We start from the raw sequence: 24978 nt of genomic DNA, 5'->3' as shown, positions 1-24978 counted from the left end.
CAGCAGGGTCCCGAACGAGAGAACCATTAAATCTTCATACGCGCCTGTGCAATCCGCATTCCCTTTTGGGCCGTCTTCACCATGGTTCTTCCAGAACGAACCATTTATCATCAATCATCGATATCCGTGAACCAGCCCGCAGGGGGACCGCGATGCCTTTGGACCGCTTCATACGCAGCTTGATCGCCTGGCAGCGCGCCGGGGGGCCGCCGGTTCCGGATCGCGACCTGACGGTCGAGCAGGCCCGGGAGCGGTACCTGGCGAGCTCGGTGCGCCCCCACCGGGAGGACGGACCGCCCCGCTCCGCCGTCGCCACCGCCGAGCACACGATCGCCACCGAGGACGGATCCTCGATCCGGTGCAGGGTGTACACCCCGGAGTCGGACGAACGCCGGGTGATCACCTTCCTGCACGGTGGCGGCTGGGTGATGGGCGACCTCGACAGCCACGACCGGGCCTGCCGGATGCTCGCGTCGTCACTGGACGCCGTCGTCGTCGCCGTCGACTACCGGCGGCCGCCGGAGTTCCCCTACCCCACTCCGCTGCGCGACGCCGTCGCCGCGACCCGCTGGACGGCCGAGTCGTTCCCGGGCCGTGAGCACGTGGTGGCCGGCGACAGCGCGGGGGCCAGCCTGTCGCTGGGCGTCGCCCTGGACGCGCGCGACACCGGGGGCCCCGACCTCGCCGCGCTGCTGCTGGTGTACCCGCCGGTGGATCCGAGCCTGCGGATCGCCGCGGCCTGCGAGCACGCCGAGGGGTATCTGCTGAGCGTCGAGGACATGGCCTGGAACTACGAGATGTACGTCCCCGACCCGGAGCGCCGCGGCGATCCCGCCGTGGACCTGCTCAACGCCGACCTGCGGGGCCTGCCGCCGACGGTGCTGGCCACGGCGGAGTTCGATCCGCTGCGCGACGAGGGGGTGGAGCTGGCCGGGAGGCTGGCGGCCTCGGGCGTCCCCGTACGCCATGTGCCCGGGCCGGGGCTGGTGCACGGCTACTTCCTGATGCAGGACATGGTGCCCGCGGCAGCCGCGTGCAGCCGGCTGGTCGTCGACGAGCTGCACGCGGTGCTGAGGCCGGTCAGCGCGCCGCGCGCCACATGAAGCGGGTGTCGACGCCGAGGATCGTCTCCCGGGAGACGATCTCGAAGCCGAACCTCTGGTAGAGCGCGACGTTGCGGTCGATGTCCGCCTGGAGGAAGGCGGGTGCCCCCTGCTCGTCGATCTTCTCGAGGAGCGTGTTGAGCAGCGCCTTGCCGACCCCGCGCCCCTGCTCGTCCGGGTGGACGGCGATCGGGCCGACGTGCCAGTGCGGCTCGCGGGGCTCGTGCTTGGCCCGCGAGCTCATGATCTTGAAGGCGCGGGGCATGTTGCGTCCGATCGTCCGGATCATCACCGGCGCCGACTTGAGCTTCTCGCCCAGCGTCATCTGGCAGTTCGGCCATTCCGCGGCGTTCAGGAGGCCGACGAGCCGGCCCTCCCGTTCGGCGCCGAGCAGATGGTTGGAACTGTTCCCGAGCTTGATGACGCGCGTTCCGTGCTCCATCGCCCGAATGGCCTTCTCCCGGTCACCGCCCACGGTGGCCAGATTGCTCGGATTGTCGGCGAAGGCGAGTCCGACTATTCGGCCTGCGAGTTCGGCCTCGCCGGCAGCCAAGGGACGGACGGTCACATCGCTCATTTCAACCCCCAGGAAGCGATCAGCAATCCGAATTCGATGCGGCCCGATCATCGCCTGAATATCCGGGCTGTTCAACCGGTTCGGGAGAAACCGGGGCCGGCGGCGGTGCCGTGGGCGCGGGAGAGCGCGGTCGGGGGCGGGCGGGGGTGTCCCTCCCATTGGCGGGGCTCCGGGGTCCGGCCGGCAAGACCCGCGGCCGGGCCGGCATGTCGCGCTTCGGCCTCGTGTCGCGCTTCGTCCTCGTGTCGCGCTTGTGCCGGCAAGCGCGACAGGCGGTGAAAGCGCGACAGGTCGGGGGGCTTGCTCCCCTGTCGGGAGGGCGTCCTCTTCTGGAGTACTGGAGCCATGCCGGAGCTTCCTGCCATCAGAAGAGCCCCTCGAAGCCTGCCCCTCGCGGGCCATGCCCTGCCTCTGCTCGTACAGCCGCTGGAATTCCTGAAGTCCCTCCCGGCACTCGGCGACCTGGTGAAGGTCGGGATGGGTCCCGGCGACGCCTATGTGCCCTGCGACCCCGCCCTGTTCCGGCAGATACTCAAGGACACCCGGCTCTACGACAAGGGCGGCCTGTTCTACGACCGGGGCCGCGAGGCCGTCGGGAACGGCCTGGTCACCAGCCGCTGGGCCGACCACCGCCGGCAACGCCCGCTGATGCAGCCGTCCTTCGACCACAAGCACATCGGCCACTACGCCGAGCTGATGGCGGACGAGACGGACGCCCTGATGCGCTCCTGGCGCTCGGGCGAGATCGTCGACATCGACCAGGCGATGGCGCGGCTCACTCTCCGCATCACGACCAGATCCCTCTTCTCGGTGCCCGCGGACCACACGCTGGTGACGCAGGTCGAGAAGTGGCTGCCGATCCTCATGGACGGCTTCTTCCTGCGCATGTTCGTTCCGGCGCGGCTCCTGCCGCTCGTTCCCACGAAGACGAACCGGCAGTACCCCCGCGCGATCGCGGAGATGCGCAAGCTCACCGAAGAGATCATCGACGAGGTGCGGGCCAAGAAGGACGAGGACCCCGGCCTGCTCGCGAGCCTGATGAACGCGCGCGACGAGACCACCGGAGAACCGCTCGGCACACAGGAGCTCTTCGACCAGGTTCTGATCCTGCTGATCGCCGGGTCGGAGACCACCGCGACGGCGTTGGCGTTCACCTTCCACCTGCTCGGCACCCACCCCGAGATCGCCGCCCGCCTGCGGGAGGAGGTCGACGGCGTGCTCGGCGGCCGGACGCCCCGCTTCGAGGACCTCTCCGGACTGACGTTCACACGGCAGGTGCTCATGGAGAGCCTCCGCCTCCATCCGCCGGCGTGGATGTTCACCCGGGCCACCTCCACGGCCTGCGAACTCGGCGGGCACGCGTTCCCCGAGGGAACCACCTTCCTGCTCAGCCCCTACATCCTGCATCACGACCCGGCGCTGTTCCCCCGGCCGGAGAGGTTCGATCCGGACCGCTGGCGGCCCGGCGCGATGAGCGACGTCGCACGCCGGTCGGTGGTGCCCTTCGGCGCGGGCGGCAGGAAGTGCATCGGCGACCAGTTCGCGATCAGCGAGGCGATGCTGGCCATCGCGGCGATCGCCGGCCGCTGGGACCTGACCCCGGTCCGCAACCGGCCGCTACGGCCCATCGCCCGCGCCACGCTCAAGACGGGCCCTCTTCCGATGAGGCTCCGGGAACGTCCGCACGAACCGGTGCGGAGTGCGACGACCACCGATCTCCGAGACCAGAGGTAAGCCGGATCATGAACGTGACCTCCTTCGCAGCCCTGCGTGACGCGGCTCAGGACATCGTCGACGAGATGATCGCCGATCCCTACGGACTCACCTCGCCGTCGGTGTACGAGACCGCGCGGATGGTGGCGTCCGCCCCCTGGCTGGAGGGCCATCGGCAGCGCGTGGAGTTCCTGCTGGCCCAGCAGCACGAGGACGGCACGTGGGGCGGGCCCGCGGCCTACGGGCTGCTGCCGACGCTCAGCGCCGTCGACGCCCTGCTGTCCGTCGACGGTACGCAGGACGCCGGGCGGATCGCCCGGGCCGTGGAGTCGGGGCTGGCCGCGCTCACCGGCCGGTTCCCCCGCAACGCCGAACTGCCGGACACCATCGCCGTGGAGCTGCTGGCTCCCTGGCTGATCGAGCAGATCGACCAGCGGCTCTCCCGGATGGACGACCGCGGCGGTCTGCCCGCCCGTCTGGACCTCCAGGCCGACACGGCGACGCTGAACGGGATCCGCGAGCTGCTGCGCCGGCACACCGGCATACCGGAGAAGACCTGGCACTCGCTGGAGGCCCTCGGCGCCCCGGCCGTGCGCTCCGGCACGGTGACGCCGATGGGCGGGGCGGTGGGAGCCTCCCCCGCCGCCACCGCCGCCTGGCTGGGCGATCCGCCGCACACCGACGCCGTGCAGGCGTCCCTGGAGTACCTGCGGCGGACCCAGGCACGGCACGGCGGCCCGGTCTCGGGCATCACCTCGATCACCTACTTCGAACTCGCCTGGGTGGTGGCCGCGTTGGCCGGCTCCGGCCTGGACGTGGACATCCCGTCCCAGGTCGCGGACACGCTGCGGACCGCGCTGGGGCCGAACGGACTGGCCGCCGGCCCGGGTCTCCCGGCCGACTCCGACGACACGTCGGCCGCCCTGCACGCCCTCGACCTCCTCGGCAAGCCGGAGTCGGTCGACTGCCTGTGGGAGTACGACACCGGCCTGTACTTCACCTGCTTCCCGAACGAGCGCACCCCCTCCACCTCGACCAACGCGCACATCCTCGTCGCCCTGGCGGACCGCCGCGGGCAGGGCGACACGCGCTACGACATCGCCGCCGCGCGGGTGGGCGACTGGCTCGTCGACCAGCAGGAGCCGGACGGCCGGTGGATGGACAAGTGGCACGCCTCGCCGTACTACGCGACCGCCTGCGGCGCCGCCGCCATGGCCCGCCTGGACGGCCCGCGCACGTCCGCCGCCCTGGACGACGCCGTCCGCTGGGTGCTCGACACCCAGCACGCCGACGGGTCCTGGGGACGCTGGGAGGGCACCGGCGAGGAGACCGCCTACGCCCTCCAGGTGCTGAACCACCGCGCCGCCCCCGACCGCCGGTCCCTCGACGCGATCCGGGCCGGCCGGGCGTTCCTGAAGGGCCACGTCGAGGACGGCCGAGAGAACACGCCGCTGTGGCACGACAAGGACCTGTACACCCCGGTCCGGGTCATCCGCGCCGAGATCCTCGGCACCCTCGCCGCGACGCGGCACGTGGAGACCGAGAAGGAGGCGGGAGCGTGACCCGGCCCCTCGGAGACCTCTCCCTCCCCTCCGCGGCGCAGTGTGTGCCCGTCACGGTGCTGGCGCTGAAGGTCCTGGCCGACCTGCGGTCCTGGGCCGCGGAACACCCGCAGGTCCTCGGGGCCACGCCGATCGAGGCCCTGGCGATCTCCACCGCCGCGATCAGCCCCTGGCGCGGCGCGAAGGAGCTCCGGCCGGCGGCCCGGATGTACGTCTGGGCCTACGCCCTGGACGACCACGTCGAGCAGAACGTCCGGAGCCTCGACGAACTCGACGACCTCTTCGGTCGCTGCGAGGCCGTCGTCCGCGGCGGCGACCGGGACGACAGCCACCCCCTGCTGGCCTCCCTGTCCGACTGGCAGTCCGATCTGGAGCGCGGTCCCCACTACCCGAAACTGGCCGGCCTGTGGGGCGACCGGTTCGCCGAGGCCCTGCGCGGCGAGCGGTACGACTGGACCGCGGGCCTGGCCCGGGACCTCGGCGAAGGCCCTTCCGATCCGCAGGAGTACCTGACGTACGCCGCCAGCTCCAACGCGTGGATCACCCACTTCCCGCGCTGGGCGACCAGCGACCGGGACGACCTCCTCGAGGACCTGCCGGTCCTGGACAGCGCTCTGGAGGCGATCGAGGTCGCCGTGCGCCTCGCCAACGACCTGGCCACCTTCGAGCGGGAGCGGGCCGAGCCCGGCCAGAACAACATCCTGATGTACGACACCACACCCGCCTGGGTCCAGGACGAACTCGACCGCCACTCCCGCAAGGCGCAGGAGCAGCTCGAACCGCTGGCGACGGCCGGGTCCGCACCCGCCGTCGAACTGCTCCGCCTGCTCGACTGGTCGGTCACCTTCTACAGCGGCGCCGACTTCCGCGGATGGGGATCCGACCGCGATCTCACCGGGCCCTCCCCCGCCTGAACCCACGGTCTCCCTCCCGTGTCACACCCTCACTGACGCGGCCCACACGGTCTTGACGAACAGGAGCAACGACACATGAGCCCCACCACCAGCCTGAGCGAGCTGGGAGCCGATGCCCTGGACTCCGTTCATCTGCGCGGCCTGATCGACGAGCGGCTGAACGCCTTCCTCGACGCCAAGTGCCTCAAGGACGCGGACGTCCACCTGGTCTCGCTCATCGAGCACCTGCGTGGCTTCCTGAACGCCGGCGGCAAGCGCATCCGGCCCCTCCTGTGCATGGTGGGCTGGCACGCGGCGCGCGGGCACGGCGACACCGACCCGGTCATCGGCGCGGCCGCCTCGCTCGAACTCTTCCACGCCTTCACCCTCATCCACGACGACGTGATGGACGGCTCCGACACGCGGCGCGGCCGGCCGACCCTCCACCGCGCGCTGGAGTCGGGTGCGGACGAGGCCAGTGCCGAGCGGTTCGGCGTCAACAGCGCGATCCTGCTCGGCGACCTGGTCATGGTCTGGTCGGACGAGCTGCTGTACTCCAGCGGCCTCGACCAGCGGCAGCTCGTCGCCGTCCGGCCGCTGCTGGACGCCATGCGCACCGAGGTGATGATCGGCCAGTACCGGGACCTGCTGGCCACCGGGAAGCCGAACGCGGACGTCGAGCGGTCGCTGGCGGTGATCCGCTACAAGACGGCCAAGTACACCGTCGAGCGGCCGCTGCACATCGGCGCGGCCCTCGCCGGCGCGGACCAGTCCCTGCTGGACGTCTGCAGCGCCTACGCGCTTCCGATCGGGGAGGCGTTCCAGCTCCGCGACGACCTGCTCGGCGTCTTCGGCGACTCGTCCAAGACCGGCAAGTCGACCCTGGACGACCTGCGGGAGGGCAAGGCGACGGCCCTGATGGCCCACGCCCTCCACGCCGCCGACGCCGAGCAGGCGCGGGTGCTGAGGTCCCTGGTCGGCGACCCGGACCTGGACGAGGCGGGTGCCGAGACGGTCCGCGGGATCCTCCAGGCCACCGGCGCCGCCGACAAGGTGGAGCAGATGATCACCGACCGGGTGCAGCGCGCCCGGCGGGTCCTGGACGAGGCCCCGTTCCCGGAAGAGGTCAGGAAGACCCTCGACACCTTCATCACCACCACCACGCTCAGGAGCACCTGAGCACCACGTCGGCGCGGGTCACCACCGTCTCATTCCTTCCTAGAAGTCTGGATGACGCGATCTCAATGAATTCTCGACAAGGGGAGCTGCTGACGCCGACTCCGCCGGCCCCGACGGCGGGGCCGGCGGGAGGCCGCCCCGCTCGCTCGGTCGGCACCGGCCGCGCCCACGCCAAGCTCATCCTGCTGGGGGAGCACGCGGTCGTCTACGGAGCCCCGGCGCTCGCCCTGCCCGTTCCGCAGCTGTCGATCACCGCCAGCGCCGGCTTCTCCACCCGTGGGGAGCCGGCCGGGGTGTCCTTCACGATGACCGGATCCGCCTGGAAGCAGGTGGAGACGCAGGCATCCGAGGGGCTGCGCCGGCTGGCCACCGATTTCCGGGCGTCCATGGGCATCGACGACGCCCGGCACCTCGACGTGATCATCGACGGTTCCATCCCGCTCGGCAGGGGACTCGGCTCCAGCGCGGCCTGCGCCCGCGCCGTCGTGCTCGCCCTGGCCGACCTCTGCGGCCGCGAGATCTCGGAGCGGACGGCGTTCGACCTGGTGCAGACCGCCGAGAACGTGATGCACGGCAAGGCCAGCGGCGTCGACGCCGTCACCGTCGGCGCGAGCGCCCCACTGCTGTTCCAGGCGGGCGAGGCCCGCACGCCGGCCGTCGGCTGCGACGCGCTCTTCGTCGTCGCGGACAGCGGCATCGTCGGCAGCACCAAGGAGGCGGTCGGCAGGCTGCGGGAGAGTTTCCGGCTCCACGCCGGGACGCAGGAGAGGTTCGTACGCCGGGCGTCCGGACTGACCCACGACGCCGTGGCCGCCCTCGCCGCCGGCGAGCCGGAGCAGCTCGGCTCCCTGATGACGGAGTACCACGGAGTGCTCCGCGAGGCCGGGCTGAGCACCGACCGGATCGAGGCGATGGTCGGTGCCGCGCTCGCCGCCGGCGGCCTCGGCGCCAAGATCACCGGCGGCGGCCTGGGCGGCTGCGTCCTCGCCCTGACCCAGCCCGAGCGGGCGCGAGAGGTCACCCAGCGGCTGCACGAAGCAGGGGCCGCGCAGACGTGGATCGTCCCCCTGAGGAGGCTCGTCACTCATGCCTGAGCACCAGACCACCGCGCTCCGCACGCGGGAACGGCCGGCCGCGACCGGGGTCACCGCCGTCGCGCACCCGAACATCGCGCTGATCAAGTACTGGGGGAAGCGCGACGAGCGCCTCCACCTCCCCTGGACCAGCAGCCTGTCGATGACCCTGGACATCTTCCCCACCACCACCAGCGTCCGGCTCGACGCCGAGGCCGCGGACGACGTGGTGACCTTCAACGGCGCACCCGCGACGGGCGAGGAGCGGCGGCGCATCACCGCCTTCCTCGACCTGGTGCGGCGGCGGAGCAGGCTCACGCACCGGGCCGTCGTCGACACCCGCAACACCGTCCCCACCGGGGCCGGCCTGGCGTCCTCCGCCGGCGGGTTCGCCGCGCTCGCCGTCGCCGCCGCCGGCGCGTACCGACTCGGCCTCGACGAGACCGGTCTCTCCCGCCTGGCCCGCCGCGGCTCCGGCTCGGCCTCGCGGTCGATCTTCGGCGGCTTCGCCGTCTGGCACGCCGGCACCCCCACGGCGCCCGCCGAGGAGGCCGACCACAGCTCCTACGCCGAGCCGGTCGTGGCCGGCGACCTCGACCCCGCGCTCGTCATCGCGGTGGTCAACGCCGGCCCCAAGGAGGTGTCCAGCCGTGCGGCCATGCGCCGCACCGTCGAGACCTCGCCCCTGTTCGAGCCCTGGGCCGCGTCCAGCCGGGACGACCTGACCGAGATGAGGGCGGCGCTCCTGCGCGCCGACCTCGACGCGGTGGGGGAGATCGCCGAGCGCAACGCCCTCGGCATGCACGCGACCATGCTGGGCGCGCGCCCCGCCGTGCGCTACCTCTCGCCCGCCACGCTCACCGTCCTCGACAGCGTGCTGCGGCTGCGGCGGGACGGCATCGCGGCCTACGCGACCATGGACGCCGGACCGAACGTCAAGGTCCTCTGCCGTCGTACGGACGCGGAACGGGTCGCCGAGGCCGTCCGCGACGCCGCCGCGGGCGGCAGCGTGCACATCGCCGGGCCGGGGCAGGGCGCCCGCCTGGTGGACGAGAGCGGACGATGACCTCCGGGCCGACGGTCGTCCGCAGCGCGCCCGGCAAGCTGTTCGTCGCGGGCGAGTACGCGGTGGTGGAGCCCGGCACCCCGGCCGTCCTGGTGGCCGTGGACCGGGAGATCACCGTCACGGCGACCGCCTCCGACGCGGCCGACGTCGTCATCCACTCCGATCTCGTCCCCCGGGCGGAGACCTGGCGCTGGATCGACGGCCGGCTCCGGTACGCGGAGACCGACGGGCCCGGCGCGCTGGGGCACGTGGTGTCAGCGGTCGAGACCGTACGACGGCTGCTGGACGAACGCGGCCTGCCGCTGCCCGGGCTGACCCTGACGATCAGCAGCGGGCTGCACGACAACGGCCGCAAGTACGGCCTGGGGTCGAGCGGTGCCGTGACCGTGGCGACGATCGACGCCCTCACGTCCCTGTGCGGACTGGACCTCTCGCTCGACGCCCGGTACCGCCTGGCCGTGATCTCCTCGGCCGGGATCGACCCCAAGGGCTCCGGCGGCGACCTCGCCGCCAGCACCTGGGGCGGCTGGATCGCGTACCAGTCGCCCGACCGGGCGTTCGTGCTCGACCTCGCCCGCCGTCACGGCGTCGGGGAAGCGCTGCGCACGCCCTGGCCGGGCCTCTCGGTCCGACGGCTTCCGGCCCCGCGCGGCCTCGCCCTCGAAGTCGGCTGGACCGGCAACCCGGCCTCGACCACCTCGCTCGTGTCCGGTCTGCACCGCCGGACCTGGCGCGGCACCGCCTCGCACCGCGCGTTCGTGGAGACCTCCACCGATCTCGTACGCGGTGCGATCGCCGCCCTCGACGCCGGCGACGACCCGGGCCTGCTGCGCCAGATCCTCCGCGCCCGGCAGGAGCTGGCCCGTCTCGACGACGAGGTCGGGCTCGGCATCTTCACGCCCGAGCTGACGGCGCTGTGCGCGGCCGCCGAAGCGGTCGGCGGCGCCGCCAAACCGTCCGGCGCGGGCGGCGGCGACTGCGGCATAGCCCTGCTCGACGCCGGGGCCACGCACGACATCTCGCAGGTACGGCAACGGTGGGCCGCGGCCGGGGTACTGCCCCTGCCCCTCCGGCCCGCCCCCGAAGGGATCGAGGAATGAGCGCACAGCGCAAGGACGACCACGTCCGGCTCGCCATCGAGCAGCAGGACGGCCGTAGCGGGATCAACCAGTTCGACGAGGTGTCCTTCGTCCACCACGCCCTGGCCGGCATCGACCGGCCGCAGGTGTCCCTGGGCACGACCTTCGCCGGGATCTCCTGGCAGGTGCCGCTCTACATCAACGCGATGACCGGCGGCACCGCCAAGACCGGCGAGATCAACCGGGGCCTGGCGACGGCCGCCCGCGAGACCGGGGTACCCATCGCCTCGGGCTCCGTGCACGCCTACCTCAAGGACCCCACGTGCGCCGACACCTTCCGTGTCCTGCGCCGGGAGAACCCCCACGGGTTCGTCATGGCCAACGTGAACGCGACGGCATCCGTCGCCGACACCCAGCGGGCCATCGACCTGCTGGAGGCCGACGCCCTGCAGATCCACGTCAACACGGCGCAGGAGACGGCGATGCCGGAGGGCGACCGGTCCTTCGGCTCCTGGGTCTCGCAGATCGAGAAGATCACGGCCGCCGTCGACCTGCCCGTGATCGTCAAGGAGGTCGGCAACGGCCTCAGCCGCGAGACCGTCCTGACGCTGCGGCAGCTGGGGGTCCGCGTGGCGGACCTCGGCGGCCGGGGCGGCACCGACTTCGCCCGCATCGAGAACGGCCGGCGCCCGCTGGGCGACTACGCCTTCCTGCACGACTGGGGCCAGTCCACCGCGGCCTGCCTCCTGGACGCGCAGGGCGCCGGTCTCCCCGTGCTCGCCTCCGGCGGCGTCCGCCATCCCCTGGACGTCGCCCGCGCCCTGGCCCTGGGCGCCTCCGGCGTCGGGGCCTCCGGGGTGTTCCTGCGCACCCTGCTCGACGGCGGTGTCGAGTCGCTGATCGCCCAGATCACGAACTGGCTCGACCAGCTCGCGGCCCTGCAGACCATGCTCGGCGCGCGCACCCCCGCCGACCTGGCCAGCAAGGACCTGCTGATCCACGGCACCCTCCGTTCCTTCTGCGCCGACCGGGACATCGACACGGGGCGCCTCGCCCGGCGTTCCCGCTCGGCCGACGCCCTCCACGATTCGACGGGAAGAGCACGATGACCGAAACGCACGCCGTTGCCAGGGTTCCCATGAAGTGGGTCGGCCCCCTCCGCATCTCGGGGAACGTCGCCACCACCGAGACCCATGTCCCCCTCGCCACCTACGAGACGCCGCTGTGGCCCTCGGTGGGCCGCGGCGCGAAGGTGTCCATGCTCACCGAGCAGGGCATCGTCGCCACCCTCGTCGACGAGCGCATGACCCGCTCGGTGCTCGTCGAGGCGACCGACGCCCAGACCGCGTACATGGCCGCCCGCACCATCGAGGCGCGGATCGAGGAACTGCGCGCCGTGGTCCGCACCTGCAGCCGGTTCGCCGAGCTGCTCCAGGTCCGGCACGAGATCGCGGGCAACCTGCTGTTCATCCGGTTCGAGTTCAGCACCGGCGACGCCTCCGGCCACAACATGGCCACCCTCGCCTCCGACGCCCTGCTGACGCACCTGCTGCAGACCGTGCCGGGAATCTCCTACGGATCGATCTCCGGGAACTACTGCACGGACAAGAAGGCGACCGCGATCAACGGCATCCTCGGCCGCGGGAAGAACGTGGTCACGGAGCTGCTCGTGCCGCGGGACGTGGTGGAAGGCGTCCTGCACACCACCGCCGCCAAGATCGTCGAACTGAACATCCGCAAGAACCTGCTCGGCACCCTGCTGGCCGGCGGCATCCGCTCGGCCAACGCCCACTACGCCAACATGCTGCTCGGGTTCTACCTGGCCACCGGCCAGGACGCGGCCAACATCGTCGAGGGCTCCCAGGGCGTCACCCTGGCCGAGGACCGCGACGGCGACCTCTACTTCTCCTGCAACCTGCCCAACCTGATCGTCGGCACCGTGGGCAACGGCAAGGGCCTGGAGTTCGTGGAGACGAACCTGAACCGCCTCGGCTGCCGTGAGGACCGCGCACCCGGCGAGAACGCGCGCCGGCTCGCCGTCTTCGCGGCGGCGACCGTCCTCTGCGGCGAGCTCTCCCTGCTCGCGGCGCAGACCAACCCCGGCGAACTCATGCGCGCGCACGTGGCCCTGGAGCGCGACAACACGACAGCAAAGGTCGGTGTCTGAACATGTCCAGCAACTCCTCCTTCGGAATCCACGATCTGTCGTTCGCGACGACCCAGTACGTCCTCTCGCACGAGGACCTCGCCGCGTACAACGGCACCGAGATCGGCAAGTACCACATCGGCATCGGCCAGCGGTCGATGAGCGTGCCCGCCGCGGACGAGGACATCGTGACGCTGGGCGCCACCGCCGCGGCCCCGATCATCGCGCGGCACGGCTCCGAGCGGATCCGCACGGTGGTCTTCGCGACGGAGTCCTCGATCGACCAGGCGAAGTCGGCGGGCGTGTACGTGCACTCCCTGCTCGGGCTGCCGTCGGCCTGCCGCGTCGTCGAGCTGAAGCAGGCGTGCTACGGGGCCACGGCCGCCCTGCAGTTCGCCATCGGACTCGTCCGGCGCGACCCCGACCAGCAGGTCCTCGTGATCGCGAGCGACGTCTCCCGGTACGAACTGGACAGCCCCGGCGAGGCGACCCAGGGCGCCGCCGCCGTGGCCATGCTGGTCGCCGCCGACCCTGCCCTGGTCCGCATCGAGAACCCCTCGGGACTGTTCACCGCCGACGTCATGGACTTCTGGCGGCCGAACTACCTCACCACGGCCCTGGTCGACGGGCAGGAGTCCGTCCAGGCGTACCTGCAGGCCGTCGCGAGCAGCTGGAAGGACTACGGCGAGCAGGGCGGCCGCGCGCTCGAGGAGTTCGCCGCGTTCTGCTACCACCAGCCGTTCACGAAGATGGCCTACAAGGCGCACCACCACCTGCTCAACCACGCGGGCCACGAGACCGACAAGGCGGTCATCGAGCAGGCCATCGGGCAGACCGTGGCCTACAACGCCACCATCGGCAACAGCTACACCGCCTCGGTGTACCTCGCCCTCGCCGCGCTGCTCGACCAGGCGGACGACCTCACCGACAAGCCCGTCGGCTTCCTCAGCTACGGCTCCGGCAGCGTCGCCGAGTTCTTCGCCGGCACCGTCGTCCCCGGCTACCGCGCCCACCTGCGGACCGAGGCGAACCTGGAGGCGATAGCCCGGCGCGAGCCGGTCGACCACGCCCGCTACCGCGAGCTGCACGAGCGGTCCTTCCCCGCCGACGGCGGGGAGCACCTCACCCCGCGGCAGACCACCGGTCCCTTCCGTCTGGCCGGCCTCAGCGGCCACAAGCGCATCTACCAGGCGCGCTAGACACCCTCCGGTCCCGCGGGTACGGGGGCGGCCCGCCCGGCCGCCCCCGCCACGGCCGCACCCAGTTCTTCACACACCGTTGTCCACACCACTTGAGGGGAGGGCAGCCGTATGACCGACGTCAGGATCCTCGGTACGGGTGCCTATGTGCCGGAGCGCATCGTGTCCAACGACGAGGTCGCCGCGGCGGCGGGGGTCGACGACGCGTGGATCACCGCCAAGACCGGGATCCGGGAACGGCGTTGGTCCGCCGACGACGAGGCCACCTCGGACCTGGCCACCGCCGCGGCGCGGGCCGCGCTGCGGTCGGCCGGTCTCAGCGCCGCGGACCTGTCCGTCATCGTGGTCGCCACGTCCACACCGGACCGGCCGCAACCGCCCACCGCCGCCTACGTCCAGCAGCGGCTCGGCGCGACCGGCGCGGCGGCGTTCGACGTCAACGCGGTCTGCTCCGGCACGGTGTTCGCGCTCTCCGCGGCCGAGGGCGTCCTCAGCCGCACCGGCGGCCACGCGCTGGTCATCGGCGCGGACGTGTACTCCCGCATCCTGAACCGGGCCGACCGCAGGACCGTGATCCTCTTCGGCGACGGCGCCGGAGCGGTGGTCCTGGGGGCGTCCGCCGGCCGGGGCGCACGTGTCCGGCACGTCGCGCTGCACTCGTTCGGCGAACTGTCGGGGCTCATCGAGGTGCCCGCCGGCGGCAGTCGCATGCCCGTGGACCGGACGGTCCTCGACGCCGAGCTCCAGTACTTCACGATGGACGGGCGGGGCGTGCGGGACTTCGTCGGCGACCACCTGCCGCGGCTGGTCAAGGGCTTCCTGCACGACTGCGGTGTCACGCCCGACGCCATCGACCACTTCGTACCGCACCAGGCCAACGGCACCATGCTGGACAGCGTCTTCGCCGACCTGGACCTGCCCCGCGCGACCATGCACCGCACGCTGACGCACTACGGCAACACGGGAGCGGCCTCCCTCCCGATCACCCTGGACGCGGCCGCCCGCGCCGGCGCCTTCACCCCGGGCGATCTGATCCTCATGGCCGGCTTCGGCGGCGGCATGGCGGCGGGATTCGCGCTGGTCGAGTGGTGAGGGAAGTGGCATGTGAAATCCATAGGGTTCCGTGGAGAACCGATCTGTTGTACGGGATCGCCCGGCCGTTACTGTCAGGCTGTCCGCAGATTCACCGTGACCTCGCGTCTTTGATGACGGACGCCAAGCCGTCGGCGCGGTCGTTCTGTTCGGGAGATTGACTGTGTCGCGTAATGCTGCCACCGAAGGCGTCGCCTGGGAGAAGGTGGCGAACTCCATCGAGTTCATACCCGCCGAGTATTCCGTCAGGAACCAACCGGAATCCGTGGCTCAGGAAATGCTGCGCTGCGAGCCGGAGGAGATCGACAGGCTCATCGACGCGGGGCTTCCGTTCGAGCTGCGCTCCGGGGTGCGCTGTTTCGACGCCAATGACCTGTACAACCTCGGCATGTACTCGAACAGCGGCAGGACGCAGCCGGAGCTGACGTTCCGTCTGCTGTTCCGCTTCGCCCGGCGGCCGGTGGACGACCTCCTGCGCGCCAAGGAGTGGGACTTCCGGGTCGCGCTGGAGTGCGTCGACTGCCCGGAGGAGGCCCCCTGGCGTCTGGAGGAGCCGGACGTCCTCCGGTTCGGCGGGAGCCTCGCCGGCGTCACGCGGCCCTCGGTGAGCCGGGGTTCGGCGAGGTTCACGGCGACGGTGACGACGACCGGCGCCCGGACCCCGGTGGTCTCCCCCGTGCTGCGGCGGCTGACCGGCGAGTACCTGGACGCCGGCTACCGCTGGCAGATGATCCCCGTACCCATGCAGGCGCACCCGGATCAGGTGCACGCCATGGGCGCCACGAGCTGCATCGCGGCGAGTCTGCACCTGGCCGAGAGCTTTCGCGCGGCCGGGTACCGGGCCGAGGCGAAGCGGGGCTGGTTCTGCGGGGTGCTCGGCGGTGCCCTCGACCTGCCGCACGCGTGCGTCGAGGTCGAGGACGACGACGGTGCGGTCAAGACCGTCGACATCGCCAAGTCCCAGCTGGCCGCCCGGCTCTCGCCTGACACCGAGCAGTTCCAGGAACTGTGCCTCGGGTCGATCTACAACAAGGTGATCCCGTCGACGGCGTCCGGAAACGCGCCCTTCGGCTATCACGACTGCGGTTCGCAGCTGCCGATCCAGGTTCACACGGATATCCAGGCAGTGCGTTGAATACGGAAGCTCGCGTCACTCTGCGGGGAGATGAGAACACATGGTCGCGCAAGGCATAGAGCCGATCGAGCTCGATCTGGATCGGCTGGAGAACATGGCCGAGTCCAGCTACTACAATCCGTACACGATTTTCGACTGGCCCGAGAAGATCGAGCCCGACAAGCCGTGGATGAGCGAGAACCTGACCACGCTGGCGGGCACGCCGATGTGGGACGAGCTCACCCGCGAGCAGCAGCTGGATCTGACCCGGTACGAGGCGATCAACTTCTTCAGCCTCAACGTTCACGGCATCCGTGAATTGATGAGCGAAGTGGTGATGCGCATCCACGAGCGGGCCTACGCCGGCGTCTCGGAGTTCCTGCACCACTTCATCGGCGAAGAGAACGAGCACATGTGGTTCTTCTCCCGATTCTGCCTGCGGTACGGCGGCAAGCTGTACCCGGCGCAGCCGACGCTGCAGGCCGACTCCGTGTCGCACCTCTCGCCGGTGGCCCGTGAGGCGATCATCTTCGCGCGCATCCTCATCTTCGAGGAGATCGTCGACTACTTCAACGCGCACATGGCGACCGACGAGGCCCTGCCGCACATCGCCCGCGAGATCAACCGCGTGCACCACCAGGACGAGAGCCGGCACGTCGCGTTCGGCCGGATGATCTTCACCGACCTGCTGGGCCAGGTGGCCAAGCGCGACCCGGAGGAGGTGCCGGCGGTCGCCGCGTACCTGGAGAGCTACCTCCAGTACAGCATCGGCACCCTCTACAACCCCGCCGCCTACCGCGACGCCGGCATCCCGGACGCGCTGGCGCTGCGGCGGCGCGCGCTGGAGCACCCCGCCCGGCTGGAGGCGCACGAGGAGATCCTGAAGCGCACCCGGAAGTTCCTGACCAAGGCGGGCGCCGGCAGGGAGCTGATCGCATGACGGCCGATCCGATGCAGGACGTCCGCTCCTTCATCCTCGAGCGCAACCCGGCGGTCGGCCCGCTCACCCCCCAGATGGATCTGATCGACAGCCGGGCCATCAACTCCCTGGCCTTCGTCGACTTCATCTTCCTGCTGGAGGAGCTGACCGGCGAGCTGATCGACCCGGAAGACCTGGACCTGGACGACTTCCGCACCCTCGACGCGATCGAGGCCCGATTCTTCAAGCAGAAGGCAGTGCAATGACCACGACGACCGAGAACGGCCTGAAGGTACTCGACGGCGGTCAGCTGCGGCTGCTGCGGGCCATCGACGCGACGTTCCTGCGCCTGGCCCGCACCTGGGAGGCCCCGGAGTTCCGGTTCCCGTTCCTGATCGGGACCAAGGACCTCGACACCTTCGACTACTTCGACAACTTCCCCCACCTGGGACTGGCGGCCACCCGGCTGGACCCGAAGCGCCTCGGTGCCCTGCTGGCCGAAGCGCCCCGGCCGCTGGACCGGGTCCCGGCCGAGGTGATGGAGCCGACCGGCCTCGCGCTGCCGTCGGCCGCCTGCTACGCGATCTACCTCGATCTGGCCGGCACCGAGCTGCCCGCGGAGGGATCGCTGCGGACCACGCTCGGCACCTGCTTCCGCAACGAGGACCACTACGACGGCCTGCAGCGCCTCCTCGGCTTCTCCATGCGGGAGATCGTCTTCATCGGTCCCGAGGAGGGTGCCAAGCAGCACCTGCTCCGCGCCAAGGACGCCGTGACGACCCTGTGCGGCGAGCTCGGGCTCGACTTCCGGCTGGAGGTCGCCACCGACCCGTTCTTCGACAAGAACGGCGGCAAGGCCAAGATGCAGCGGCTCTTCCCGGTGAAGGAGGAGTTCGTCGTCGACGGGCTGGCGATCGGCTCGGTGAACTACCACCGGAACTTCTTCGGCGAGCGGTGCTCGATCCGGGCCGGCGAGGACCTGGCGCACACCAGCTGCCTCGCCTTCGGCCTGGAGCGCTGGGTGCACGTCCTGACGCAGCGGTTCGGCAGCACCGAGGCCGCCGTGTCGGCGGTGGAGCGTCTGGGCTGATGCGGAAGACGCTGGCCGCGGCGCTCGGCATCGAAGTGAGCCTCCTCCAGTCGGGCATGGGAGGCGTCGCGGGGACGGAACTGGCGTGCGCGGTGTCCAACGCCGGCGCGGCCGGCTGCCTCGGCGGCTACAAGCTGGTCGGCGACGGGATGTCGGCCGCGCTCGCCCGGCTCACCGCGGGAACCGACCGGCCCGTCGGCGTGAACCTCATCCCGGAGGTGGTCGGGCCGGAGGAGCTGGACCGGCAGGTCGCGCAGGTGCTCGACGAGACGCCCCGGCGTGTGTACCTGTCCTTCTTCGGCATGCCGGACGACGCCGTGTTCGACCGCGTCAACGCGGCGGGACGGCAGCTCGTCGTCCAGGTCGGGACCGTACCGGACGGCGTGCGGGCCGCCGGACACGGTTCCGTCGTGGTGGCGCAGGGCACCGAGGCGGGCGGCCACCTCCTGGGCGAGGGGGGCCGGGACGCCCTGGTCACCGCGCTGCGCGAGGAGCTGCCGGAGGCGTGCATCGTCGCCGCCGGCGGCATCGGATCACCGGACCAGGCCGCCCGGGCCCTGTCCGCCGGCGCCGACGGCGTCCTGCTCGGCACGGCCTTCGTCGTCGCGGACGAGTCACGGGCCCACTCCTACTTCAAGGGAGCGGTGGCCACCGCCGACGGGTCCGACACGGTCATCTCCGACGTCTACGAGATCGGATGGCCCGGCAGGCGTCACCGCGTGCTGGAGACGTCCGCCACCCGCGACCCGAAACAGGCCAGGAAATTCATCGGCCGGACGGAGGTCGAGGGACAGCGGTATCTGATACCGCGGTTCAGCGCCGCGGCACCGACGGAGGCGACCAGCGGCCGCGTCGAGGAAATGGCGATGTACTGCGGGCTTTCCTGCGACACCATTTCCGGCGGACGGCCGGCGGCCGACATCGTCGCCGACTTCGCTCGCATCCTGCAAGGCGTCGAAATCTTCGAAACAGGAACAGGATAGAGATTCCATGTCAATCGTCGAGAACATGTCCCGGCTGGATCTGTCCTACCGCGACGACGCGCAGCGCATTCGCACCCGGGAGGGCGTGGAGCTCTACTGCGAGTCCCGCGGTGAGGGCACCGTCATCACCCCGCTCCCCAACCTCGTCGCGACCGCGCCGATCTGGCGCGGGTTCACCGAGGAACTGGCCCAGCACCACCGCGTCCTGGTCTACGACATCGCCAACCACGGGGCCTCCTCCCGCGTCGAGAAGGAGCCGACCTGGGAGGAGCACGCGGCCGACCTGATCGCGATGCTCGACGCGCTGGAGATCGAGTCGACCTATCTGATCGGCTCGTCCACCACCACCGTCTTCGCCCGGGACATGGCCCTGTGGCACCCGGACCGCGTCAAGGGCATCGTGCTGTCGGGCCCGGTCTTCGGCCCCCAGGGCATGCGCCGCCAGAAGCAGCTGCAGCGCAACTGGCTGCGGACGCTGGAGACCAACGGTCTCGCGGCCGTGTTCGACCACCTCTACCCCGAGATGTTCAGCACGGAGATGAACGAGGCGCTCGGCACCCCCGGCTTCCTCGGGCTGCGCGAGGCCTTCATGGCCGTCTCCGACCCGGAGGAGCTGGCCCAGAGCTTCCGGGCCGCCGCGCAGGACACCCACAGCCCCGACCTGCCGCCGCAGATCGCCGCCCCCACGCTGGTCGTCGTGGGCGACGACGACATGCTGCTCAGCCCGACGGGCGCCCAGGAGCTGGCCGACCAGTTCCAGAACGGCACCTGCCGCATCATCCCGAAGGCCGGCCACCAGCCCTTCTTCGACGACGCCGCGGCCTTCCAGTCGGTCATCCTCGAATGGGTCAAGGACGTGGAAGCACGTGGCTGAGTCGACAGTCGAGGTCCGGCAGCGCATCCGGGAGCTGCTCGTCGACCTGTTCGGCAACGACCTCTTCGTGGACAAGGTGTCGGACTCCGTGTCCCTCCGTCAGGCGGGCATGTCCTCCACCGCGCTGGTCAGCCTGCTGGTGGCGATGGAGGACGCGTTCGGCTTCGAATGGGACGAGGACGTCCGGCCGGAGGCGCTCCGCTCGATCGAGTCGCTGGCCGACCACGTCGTATCGCTGCGTTGACCGAGACGTACGGACCGGCGGGGCCTGAGGTCCCCGCCGGCGCGGCCGCGGCCGGTGTACGGGCCCGATGGCGGCCGGTACACCGGCCGTTCGGGCCCCGGCAGCAGTTCACGGCCGGCCGCCGGGCGGCCTCGGCGGCACTGGCCGCGGCCGGCGCCGCCGATCTGGTCGTCCCCCGTGAGCCCGGTGGCCGGCCGCGCTTCCCGCGCGGATTCGCCGGGTCCATCTCCCACACCGACCACCTGGCGGTCGCGGTGGTGCTCCCCGGCACGGCGGCGGTCGGCGTGGACATCGAGAGCGCGGTCATCAGCCCCCGCGTGACCGCCTTCGTCCTGAGCGCGCGGGAGCGACGGAACCTGCTGCCGCCGGCCGGGACCTACACGCCGCGCGAGTTGTTCGCGGCCAAGGAAGCGGCTTTCAAAGCACTGTCCGGCCTCGGGTCGCTGGGCGATTTCCTGTTCTGGCGGATCGAACTGCGCCCGGCCGGAGGTGCTTTGCACGCGTCCTATCGCGGAGTTCCGGCCACCGTGTGGGTCGACTCCGACGAGCAGCTGTCGCTCGCCGTGGCCATTGCGCCCGGGTGAGTTCTCCACAACTCACGATCACGGGTGCAATCGTCACTATTTCCCGATCAAACAGATTGATAGCCTCCCGTTTGGCCGACAAGGGCCTGCAGCAGGCTCGGGAAATGCGCGGCAGTGGGGGGGGCTGGTACGCGTCATGACGAAGTCCAAGGAACCGAACAGGCTGTTACGGGGACTGCTGGCCGAGGCGGGCTGGACCGAGGACTTTTTCGCCCGGCAGGTCAACGCGGTGGCCGCCGAGTCCGGTGTGGCGATGCGGCTGGACCGGCGTTCGGTGACCCACTGGCTGGCCGGCCGCCGCCCCCGTTCCCCCGTGCCCGAGCTGATCGCCGAGGCGCTCTCGCGTCGGCTGCGACGCCCGGTCGGCCTCGCCGACCTGGGGCTCGCCAGGCCGGCCACCGGTCCGGCCGCCCGGGAGGAGCCGGAGCCGGAACCTCCCTCCCCCGCCGCCGGCGACCGGACGCCGGACGCCGATGCCCCGCCCCGCGACGTCGGCTCGGTGCTGACCGGCCTGGCGCAGTCCAGCGAGAGCCGCCGCCGGATGCTGTCCGCCACCGCCTACCGCGTCGCCGCCCTCGACGTGCCCGGATGGGCGCAGGCCGCGGCCGGCCCTCCCGGGCTGCCGCCCTGGCCGGACCCGACGGGCGCGCAGCGGCTGGAGCCGGGCCAGGTGGCCACGGCCGAGCAGATGGTCCGGCTCTTCTCCGACCTCGACGACTCCTTCGGCGGCGGCCACGCCCGCGCCGAACTGTCCTGCTACCTGGCCTTCGACATCGCGCCCCGGCTCCATGCCGCGGGGACTCCGGCGCTGCGACGCAGGTTCTTCAAGGCCGCCACGCAGCTCACCTACCTGGCCGCGTTCATGTGCTTCGACGACGGGTGCCACGGACTGGGGCAGCAGTACTACCGGGCCGCTCTGCGGCTGGCCGGCGAGAACAACGACCCGGCCGGCTACGCCGTCGCCCTGCGGGGCATGTCGGTGCAGGCGCAGAGTCTGGGGCACCGTCAGCACGCCGTCGACCTCGCCGAGTCCGCGGCGGCCATCAGCAGGGCCGCCGCCGAACCCGCCCGCCAGGCGTTCTTCCTGGGCCAGGTCGCGGTGGCCGCCGCCGCCGCGGGGGACCGGCACCACGCGCTGACCGCGATCTCGGCCGCGGAACGGCGTCTGGACCAGGCGTGCTCCGGAACGGCGGCGGGCGGCGGGGGCGCCATGGGCCGGTACCACCCCGCGTCGCTGGCGAACCAGGAGGCGGCCGTGCGCGCGCTGCTCGGTGACCGCAAGGGAGCGATCGCCACGCTCACCGAAGCCGCCCGCCACCGGCCGCAGCGGGAGCGCCGCTCGCGCGCCCTCGGCCACGCCCGGCTCGCCGGGCTGCATCTGGACCAGGGCGACCTCGACCAGGCCGTCACCCTCTGGCACGCCTTTCTCGACGACTCGACCTTCCTGACGTGCGGGCGCGCCACCACCGCGATGAACGCCCTGCGGTCCCGGCTTCATCCGCAGCGCACCCACCGTGCCGTCGAGCAGCTGCTGATCCGCACCGCCACCGCCTGGACTCCGGAGACGGTGGCCTCGTGAGTACCGACGACATCCCCTTCAGCCAACAGAGGTGAACGAGCATGAATCGAACGATGCGGGTGGAGCGCTTCTCCGTCAGCGGGGTCCGGCCGGGGGAGCTCGTGGTGGCCACCGGAATCACGCATCCCGAGCGGGGAACGGTCGGCTCGCCCGCGGCCCCGCTGCTCGCCGCGGCGCTGGGACGCGGCGAACCCGATGCCGGCGGACGCCGGATCCGGCTCCATCCGGTGGACGCGACGGCGGAGGCCTCCGGCACCGGCGACGCGGTACTCGTGACGGCCTCCTACCTGGAGCGGGACGGCCGGCCCGTCGGCCTGGGCGCGGCCGCCCACGCGGACGACCGCGCGGCCGTGGACCTCTGCGCGGAGCTCGTCGCCCAGTGGGCCGGGCTGCTGCGGTCGCGCCGTCTGCTGGTGGCGGCGCCCGAGCCCGACTGCGCGGGTGCCCGGGCGGGTGTCGAGGCGACCCTCCGGGCGGCCCGCGAGGCGGGGCGGGACAGGCCGGTGTACGTGTACGGCCGGCCGGTCGCCGCGGTGGACCGGCTCGCGCGGCTCACCGAGGCCGGTGTCGGGTTCACGGACGATCTGGACGCCGTACCGGACAGCGGCGTGGTGGTGTTCCCGCCGCACGGCGTCCCCCTGCCGGTGCGGGCGGAGGCCGCCGCTCGCGGGCTCGGGGTGGTGGACACCACCTGCCCGCTGGCCGCTCTGGCCCATCGTGACGTCGCGGCCTACGCCCACCGCGGCGACACGGTGGTGCTGATGACCGGGGCCCGCGACACCGCGGGGGAATGGATTTCGGTGTCGCAGGCCCCGGAGTCGGTGCTGACGATGCGGGATGCCGCACAGGCGTCCGATCTTCAGCGGTTCGGGGTGGATCCGGAGAGGCTTTCCCTGGTGGTGCAGACCGGCGTCTCCGTCGATGACGCGTCCGGGATGATCACCGCTCTGCGCGAGCGCTACCCCCGTGTGCGCGGCCAGCACTACGACGCGCTCTGCTACGCCGCCACCGACCGGGCGGCGGCCGTCCGCTCGGTGGCCGGGGCCGTCGACCTGGTGCTGGTCCTGGGGGCCGCCGACGATCCGGACGCCGCTCATCTGGAGGCGGAGGCCGCCGCGGGCGGCCGGGCCGTCCGCCGCCTGGCGGCCGCGAGCGAGCTCACGGCCGCCTGGCTGACCGGTGTCAACGCGATCGGCGTGGTTCCCGCCCGGTCGGCCCCCGGGGCGCTGATGCCCCAGGTGCTCGACGCCCTGGCGGGGCTGGGGCCGCTCGCCGTCACTCAGCGGGAGGTCAGGACCGGCCCCCGCCCGGGTGTCGACGGAGCGGCGTCCGGCCTGCCCGCCCTGCCGGGCGGGACCGTCGTCGACGCGTGAGATCCGGTTCATGACGTGGCGTTCGCCGCCCGTTCCCCGCCGGCTTCGCCGGCCTTCGCCTCGGTCTCGGCCCCGGGCGCCTTGATGTTCGGCAGGGCCAGGGCGAGCAGGGAGACGACCACCATGACGCCCGCGCAGATCAGGAAGGCGACGCTGTAGCCGTGTACGAGCGCCTCGACGGGATCGGAGTCGCCGATCGCGTCGGTGGTCGCGGTGGCGGCGATGGTGGACAGTACGGAGACGCCGACGGCTCCGCCGACCTGGCGTGAGGTGTTGAGCAGACCGGAGGCCGCGCCGGCGTTCTCGGGGTCGACACCGGAGGTGCCGGTGAGCGTGATCGACAGCATCAGGAAGCCGAGGCCGATGCCGACGATCAGCGTCGGCCCGAGGATGTGGGCCAGGAAGACCGGCGGACGGGCGGGCACCGCGGCCAGCCAGGCCATGCCGGCCGCGACCACGAGCCCACCCATGATGATCAGGTTCCGGGGGCCGAGGACGAGCACGAGCTTGCGGGAGACGAAGCCGCCGACGATGACGATGAGGGTCACCGGGACCATGGCCATACCGGCGCGCAGGGGGCCGTAGCCGATGGCCTGCTGCAGGTACAGGGAGATGAAGAAGAAGGCCGCGTTGAGGACCACTCCCAGCATCAGCATGATCGCGTTTCCGAGCAGCAGGCTGCGCAGTCGGAGCAGCGCCCGGGGGATGAGCGGGTGGGAGCTGGTGAGCTGCACGGCCACGAAGGCCCCGATGAGGACCGCCGCCGCGCCGAGGGCGATCAGGACGTTGGAGGACCCCCACCCGTCGGCCTCCGCCTGGGAGAGCCCGTAGGTGAGCGACCCGATGCCCAGCGTCACGCACAGGGTGCCGGGGATGTCGAGCCGGACGGGCTTGGTGCCGATCCGGGCGGCGAGCAGGGCCCAGAGTGCCGCGGCGAACAGCGCGACGCCGACGGGCACGTTGATGAAGAGCACCCACCGCCAGTTCAGCTCGCTGGTGAGCACGCCGCCGAGGAGGACGCCGGCCGTGCCGGCGAACGCGACGGTGATGCTCCACAGGGCCAGGGCGCGCTGCCGCTGGGTCTCGTCGGTGTGACTCGTGGTGATGAGGCTCAGGCTGGTGGGCGTGAGCGCGGCGGCGCCGATGCCCTGGATGAAGCGGGACACGATCAGCATGGTCGGGTCGGTCGCCAGGCCGCCGGTGAGGCTGGCGGCGGTGAAGACGACGATGCCGAACAGGAACACCCGCTTGTGGCTGAACAGGTCGCCCGCCCTGGCGGCCAGCAGCAACAGGCCGCCGAGAGTGACCAGATAGCCGGTGACGACCCACTGCTGCTGGCTGACCGACATGTCCAGCGCTTCACGCATCTGCGGCAGCGCGAGCGTGACGATCGTCGTGTCCAGCACCACCATGAAGAGCGCCGCGCACGAGATGGCCACCACGACGCCGAGCGACAGATTCGGCCGCAGGACCGCGGGGGTGGGTGGTGACTCTAAGGATGCAGACATCACGCGCCTCCAGGTGAACGTCGTTCAC

Annotated in this window: 24 protein-coding genes; 22 read left to right on the top strand and 2 right to left on the bottom strand. The window is 71.6% G+C overall.

The window, feature by feature from the left end; translation table 11 throughout:
- Positions 1–179 precede the first annotated feature (179 nt).
- Positions 180–1103, top strand: a complete 924-nt coding sequence (locus IF73_RS0124085; RefSeq protein WP_051717225.1) for an alpha/beta hydrolase — start codon at positions 180–182, stop codon at positions 1101–1103.
- Here the strand turns inward: IF73_RS0124085 and IF73_RS41165 are convergent.
- Complete coding sequence (locus tag IF73_RS41165) at positions 1081–1656, bottom strand: GNAT family N-acetyltransferase (protein WP_158822124.1); 576 nt, start codon at positions 1654–1656, stop codon at positions 1081–1083. The genes IF73_RS0124085 and IF73_RS41165 overlap by 23 nt on opposite strands.
- Before the next feature lie 369 nt (positions 1657–2025).
- Here IF73_RS41165 and IF73_RS0124075 point away from each other — a divergent pair, with 369 nt between their 5' ends.
- The 21 genes from IF73_RS0124075 to IF73_RS37995 all read left to right on the top strand — a co-directional run bounded on the left by IF73_RS0124075 (position 2026) and on the right by IF73_RS37995 (position 23442).
- On the top strand, positions 2026–3414 hold the full coding sequence (locus IF73_RS0124075; RefSeq protein WP_031011521.1) for a cytochrome P450: 1389 nt from the start codon (positions 2026–2028) through the stop codon (positions 3412–3414).
- 8 nt (positions 3415–3422) lie between these two features.
- Complete coding sequence (locus tag IF73_RS0124070) at positions 3423–4955, top strand: prenyltransferase/squalene oxidase repeat-containing protein (protein ID WP_037880271.1); 1533 nt, start codon at positions 3423–3425, stop codon at positions 4953–4955.
- Positions 4952–5869 (top strand): terpene synthase family protein, encoded by a 918-nt coding sequence (locus tag IF73_RS0124065; RefSeq protein ID WP_031011518.1) that lies wholly within the window; start codon positions 4952–4954, stop codon positions 5867–5869. Before IF73_RS0124070 ends, IF73_RS0124065 begins: the two co-directional genes overlap by 4 nt.
- Before the next feature lie 75 nt (positions 5870–5944).
- Positions 5945–7027, top strand: coding sequence for a polyprenyl synthetase family protein (locus IF73_RS0124060; RefSeq protein ID WP_051717221.1), 1083 nt, complete (start codon positions 5945–5947; stop codon positions 7025–7027).
- Positions 7028–7092: 65 nt separating this feature from the next.
- Positions 7093–8121 (top strand): mevalonate kinase, encoded by a 1029-nt coding sequence (gene mvk / locus IF73_RS0124055; RefSeq protein ID WP_078868213.1) that lies wholly within the window; start codon positions 7093–7095, stop codon positions 8119–8121.
- Positions 8114–9166, top strand: a complete 1053-nt coding sequence (gene mvaD / locus IF73_RS0124050) for a diphosphomevalonate decarboxylase (protein WP_031011515.1) — start codon at positions 8114–8116, stop codon at positions 9164–9166. Before mvk ends, mvaD begins: the two co-directional genes overlap by 8 nt.
- Complete coding sequence (locus IF73_RS0124045) at positions 9163–10266, top strand: phosphomevalonate kinase (protein ID WP_031011513.1); 1104 nt, start codon at positions 9163–9165, stop codon at positions 10264–10266. Before mvaD ends, IF73_RS0124045 begins: the two co-directional genes overlap by 4 nt.
- Positions 10263–11354, top strand: coding sequence for a type 2 isopentenyl-diphosphate Delta-isomerase (gene fni / locus IF73_RS0124040; protein WP_031011511.1), 1092 nt, complete (start codon positions 10263–10265; stop codon positions 11352–11354). The genes IF73_RS0124045 and fni overlap by 4 nt, the downstream gene beginning before the upstream one ends.
- A complete protein-coding gene (locus IF73_RS0124035; RefSeq protein WP_031011509.1) occupies positions 11351–12412 on the top strand; it encodes a hydroxymethylglutaryl-CoA reductase in 1062 nt (353 codons plus the stop codon). The genes fni and IF73_RS0124035 overlap by 4 nt, the downstream gene beginning before the upstream one ends.
- Positions 12413–12414: 2 nt before the next feature.
- A complete protein-coding gene (locus IF73_RS0124030; RefSeq protein ID WP_031011507.1) occupies positions 12415–13590 on the top strand; it encodes a hydroxymethylglutaryl-CoA synthase in 1176 nt (391 codons plus the stop codon).
- Between the two features lie 111 nt (positions 13591–13701).
- On the top strand, positions 13702–14682 hold the full coding sequence (locus tag IF73_RS0124025; protein ID WP_031011505.1) for a 3-oxoacyl-ACP synthase III family protein: 981 nt from the start codon (positions 13702–13704) through the stop codon (positions 14680–14682).
- Positions 14683–14947: 265 nt separating this feature from the next.
- Positions 14948–15817: a hypothetical protein gene (locus tag IF73_RS0124020; RefSeq protein WP_158822122.1), complete on the top strand. Its 870-nt coding sequence runs from the start codon at positions 14948–14950 to the stop codon at positions 15815–15817.
- Positions 15818–15857: 40 nt separating this feature from the next.
- Entirely contained in the window at positions 15858–16736 is an 879-nt protein-coding gene (locus tag IF73_RS0124015; protein ID WP_031011501.1) for a diiron oxygenase, read from the top strand.
- Positions 16733–16981 (top strand): acetylxylan esterase, encoded by a 249-nt coding sequence (locus IF73_RS0124010; protein ID WP_051717220.1) that lies wholly within the window; start codon positions 16733–16735, stop codon positions 16979–16981. Before IF73_RS0124015 ends, IF73_RS0124010 begins: the two co-directional genes overlap by 4 nt.
- Positions 16978–17805: a hypothetical protein gene (locus tag IF73_RS0124005; protein ID WP_031011497.1), complete on the top strand. Its 828-nt coding sequence runs from the start codon at positions 16978–16980 to the stop codon at positions 17803–17805. The genes IF73_RS0124010 and IF73_RS0124005 overlap by 4 nt, the downstream gene beginning before the upstream one ends.
- On the top strand, positions 17805–18788 hold the full coding sequence (locus IF73_RS0124000) for an NAD(P)H-dependent flavin oxidoreductase (protein ID WP_031011495.1): 984 nt from the start codon (positions 17805–17807) through the stop codon (positions 18786–18788). The genes IF73_RS0124005 and IF73_RS0124000 overlap by 1 nt, the downstream gene beginning before the upstream one ends.
- A 7-nt stretch (positions 18789–18795) precedes the next feature.
- Entirely contained in the window at positions 18796–19662 is an 867-nt protein-coding gene (locus IF73_RS0123995; RefSeq protein ID WP_078868212.1) for an alpha/beta fold hydrolase, read from the top strand.
- Positions 19655–19906, top strand: a complete 252-nt coding sequence (locus IF73_RS0123990; protein ID WP_031011491.1) for a phosphopantetheine-binding protein — start codon at positions 19655–19657, stop codon at positions 19904–19906. The genes IF73_RS0123995 and IF73_RS0123990 overlap by 8 nt, the downstream gene beginning before the upstream one ends.
- Complete coding sequence (locus tag IF73_RS38825) at positions 19903–20490, top strand: 4'-phosphopantetheinyl transferase superfamily protein (RefSeq protein WP_051717218.1); 588 nt, start codon at positions 19903–19905, stop codon at positions 20488–20490. Before IF73_RS0123990 ends, IF73_RS38825 begins: the two co-directional genes overlap by 4 nt.
- Before the next feature lie 136 nt (positions 20491–20626).
- On the top strand, positions 20627–22069 hold the full coding sequence (locus IF73_RS0123980) for a hypothetical protein (RefSeq protein WP_051717216.1): 1443 nt from the start codon (positions 20627–20629) through the stop codon (positions 22067–22069).
- Positions 22070–22110: 41 nt separating this feature from the next.
- Positions 22111–23442, top strand: a complete 1332-nt coding sequence (locus IF73_RS37995; protein WP_107049324.1) for a hypothetical protein — start codon at positions 22111–22113, stop codon at positions 23440–23442.
- 8 nt (positions 23443–23450) lie between these two features.
- Here the strand turns inward: IF73_RS37995 and IF73_RS0123970 are convergent, their stop codons facing one another.
- Entirely contained in the window at positions 23451–24950 is a 1500-nt protein-coding gene (locus tag IF73_RS0123970; RefSeq protein ID WP_078868210.1) for a DHA2 family efflux MFS transporter permease subunit, read from the bottom strand.
- Positions 24951–24978 lie beyond the last annotated feature (28 nt).

The sequence above is a fragment of the Streptomyces sp. NRRL F-5727 genome, assembly GCF_000719555.1.
In the GTDB taxonomy this organism is placed as follows: Bacteria; Actinomycetota; Actinomycetes; order Streptomycetales; family Streptomycetaceae; genus Streptomyces.
The sequence above is the reverse complement of the archived record's forward strand: the minus strand, read 5'-3'. Positions and strand labels throughout refer to the sequence as shown.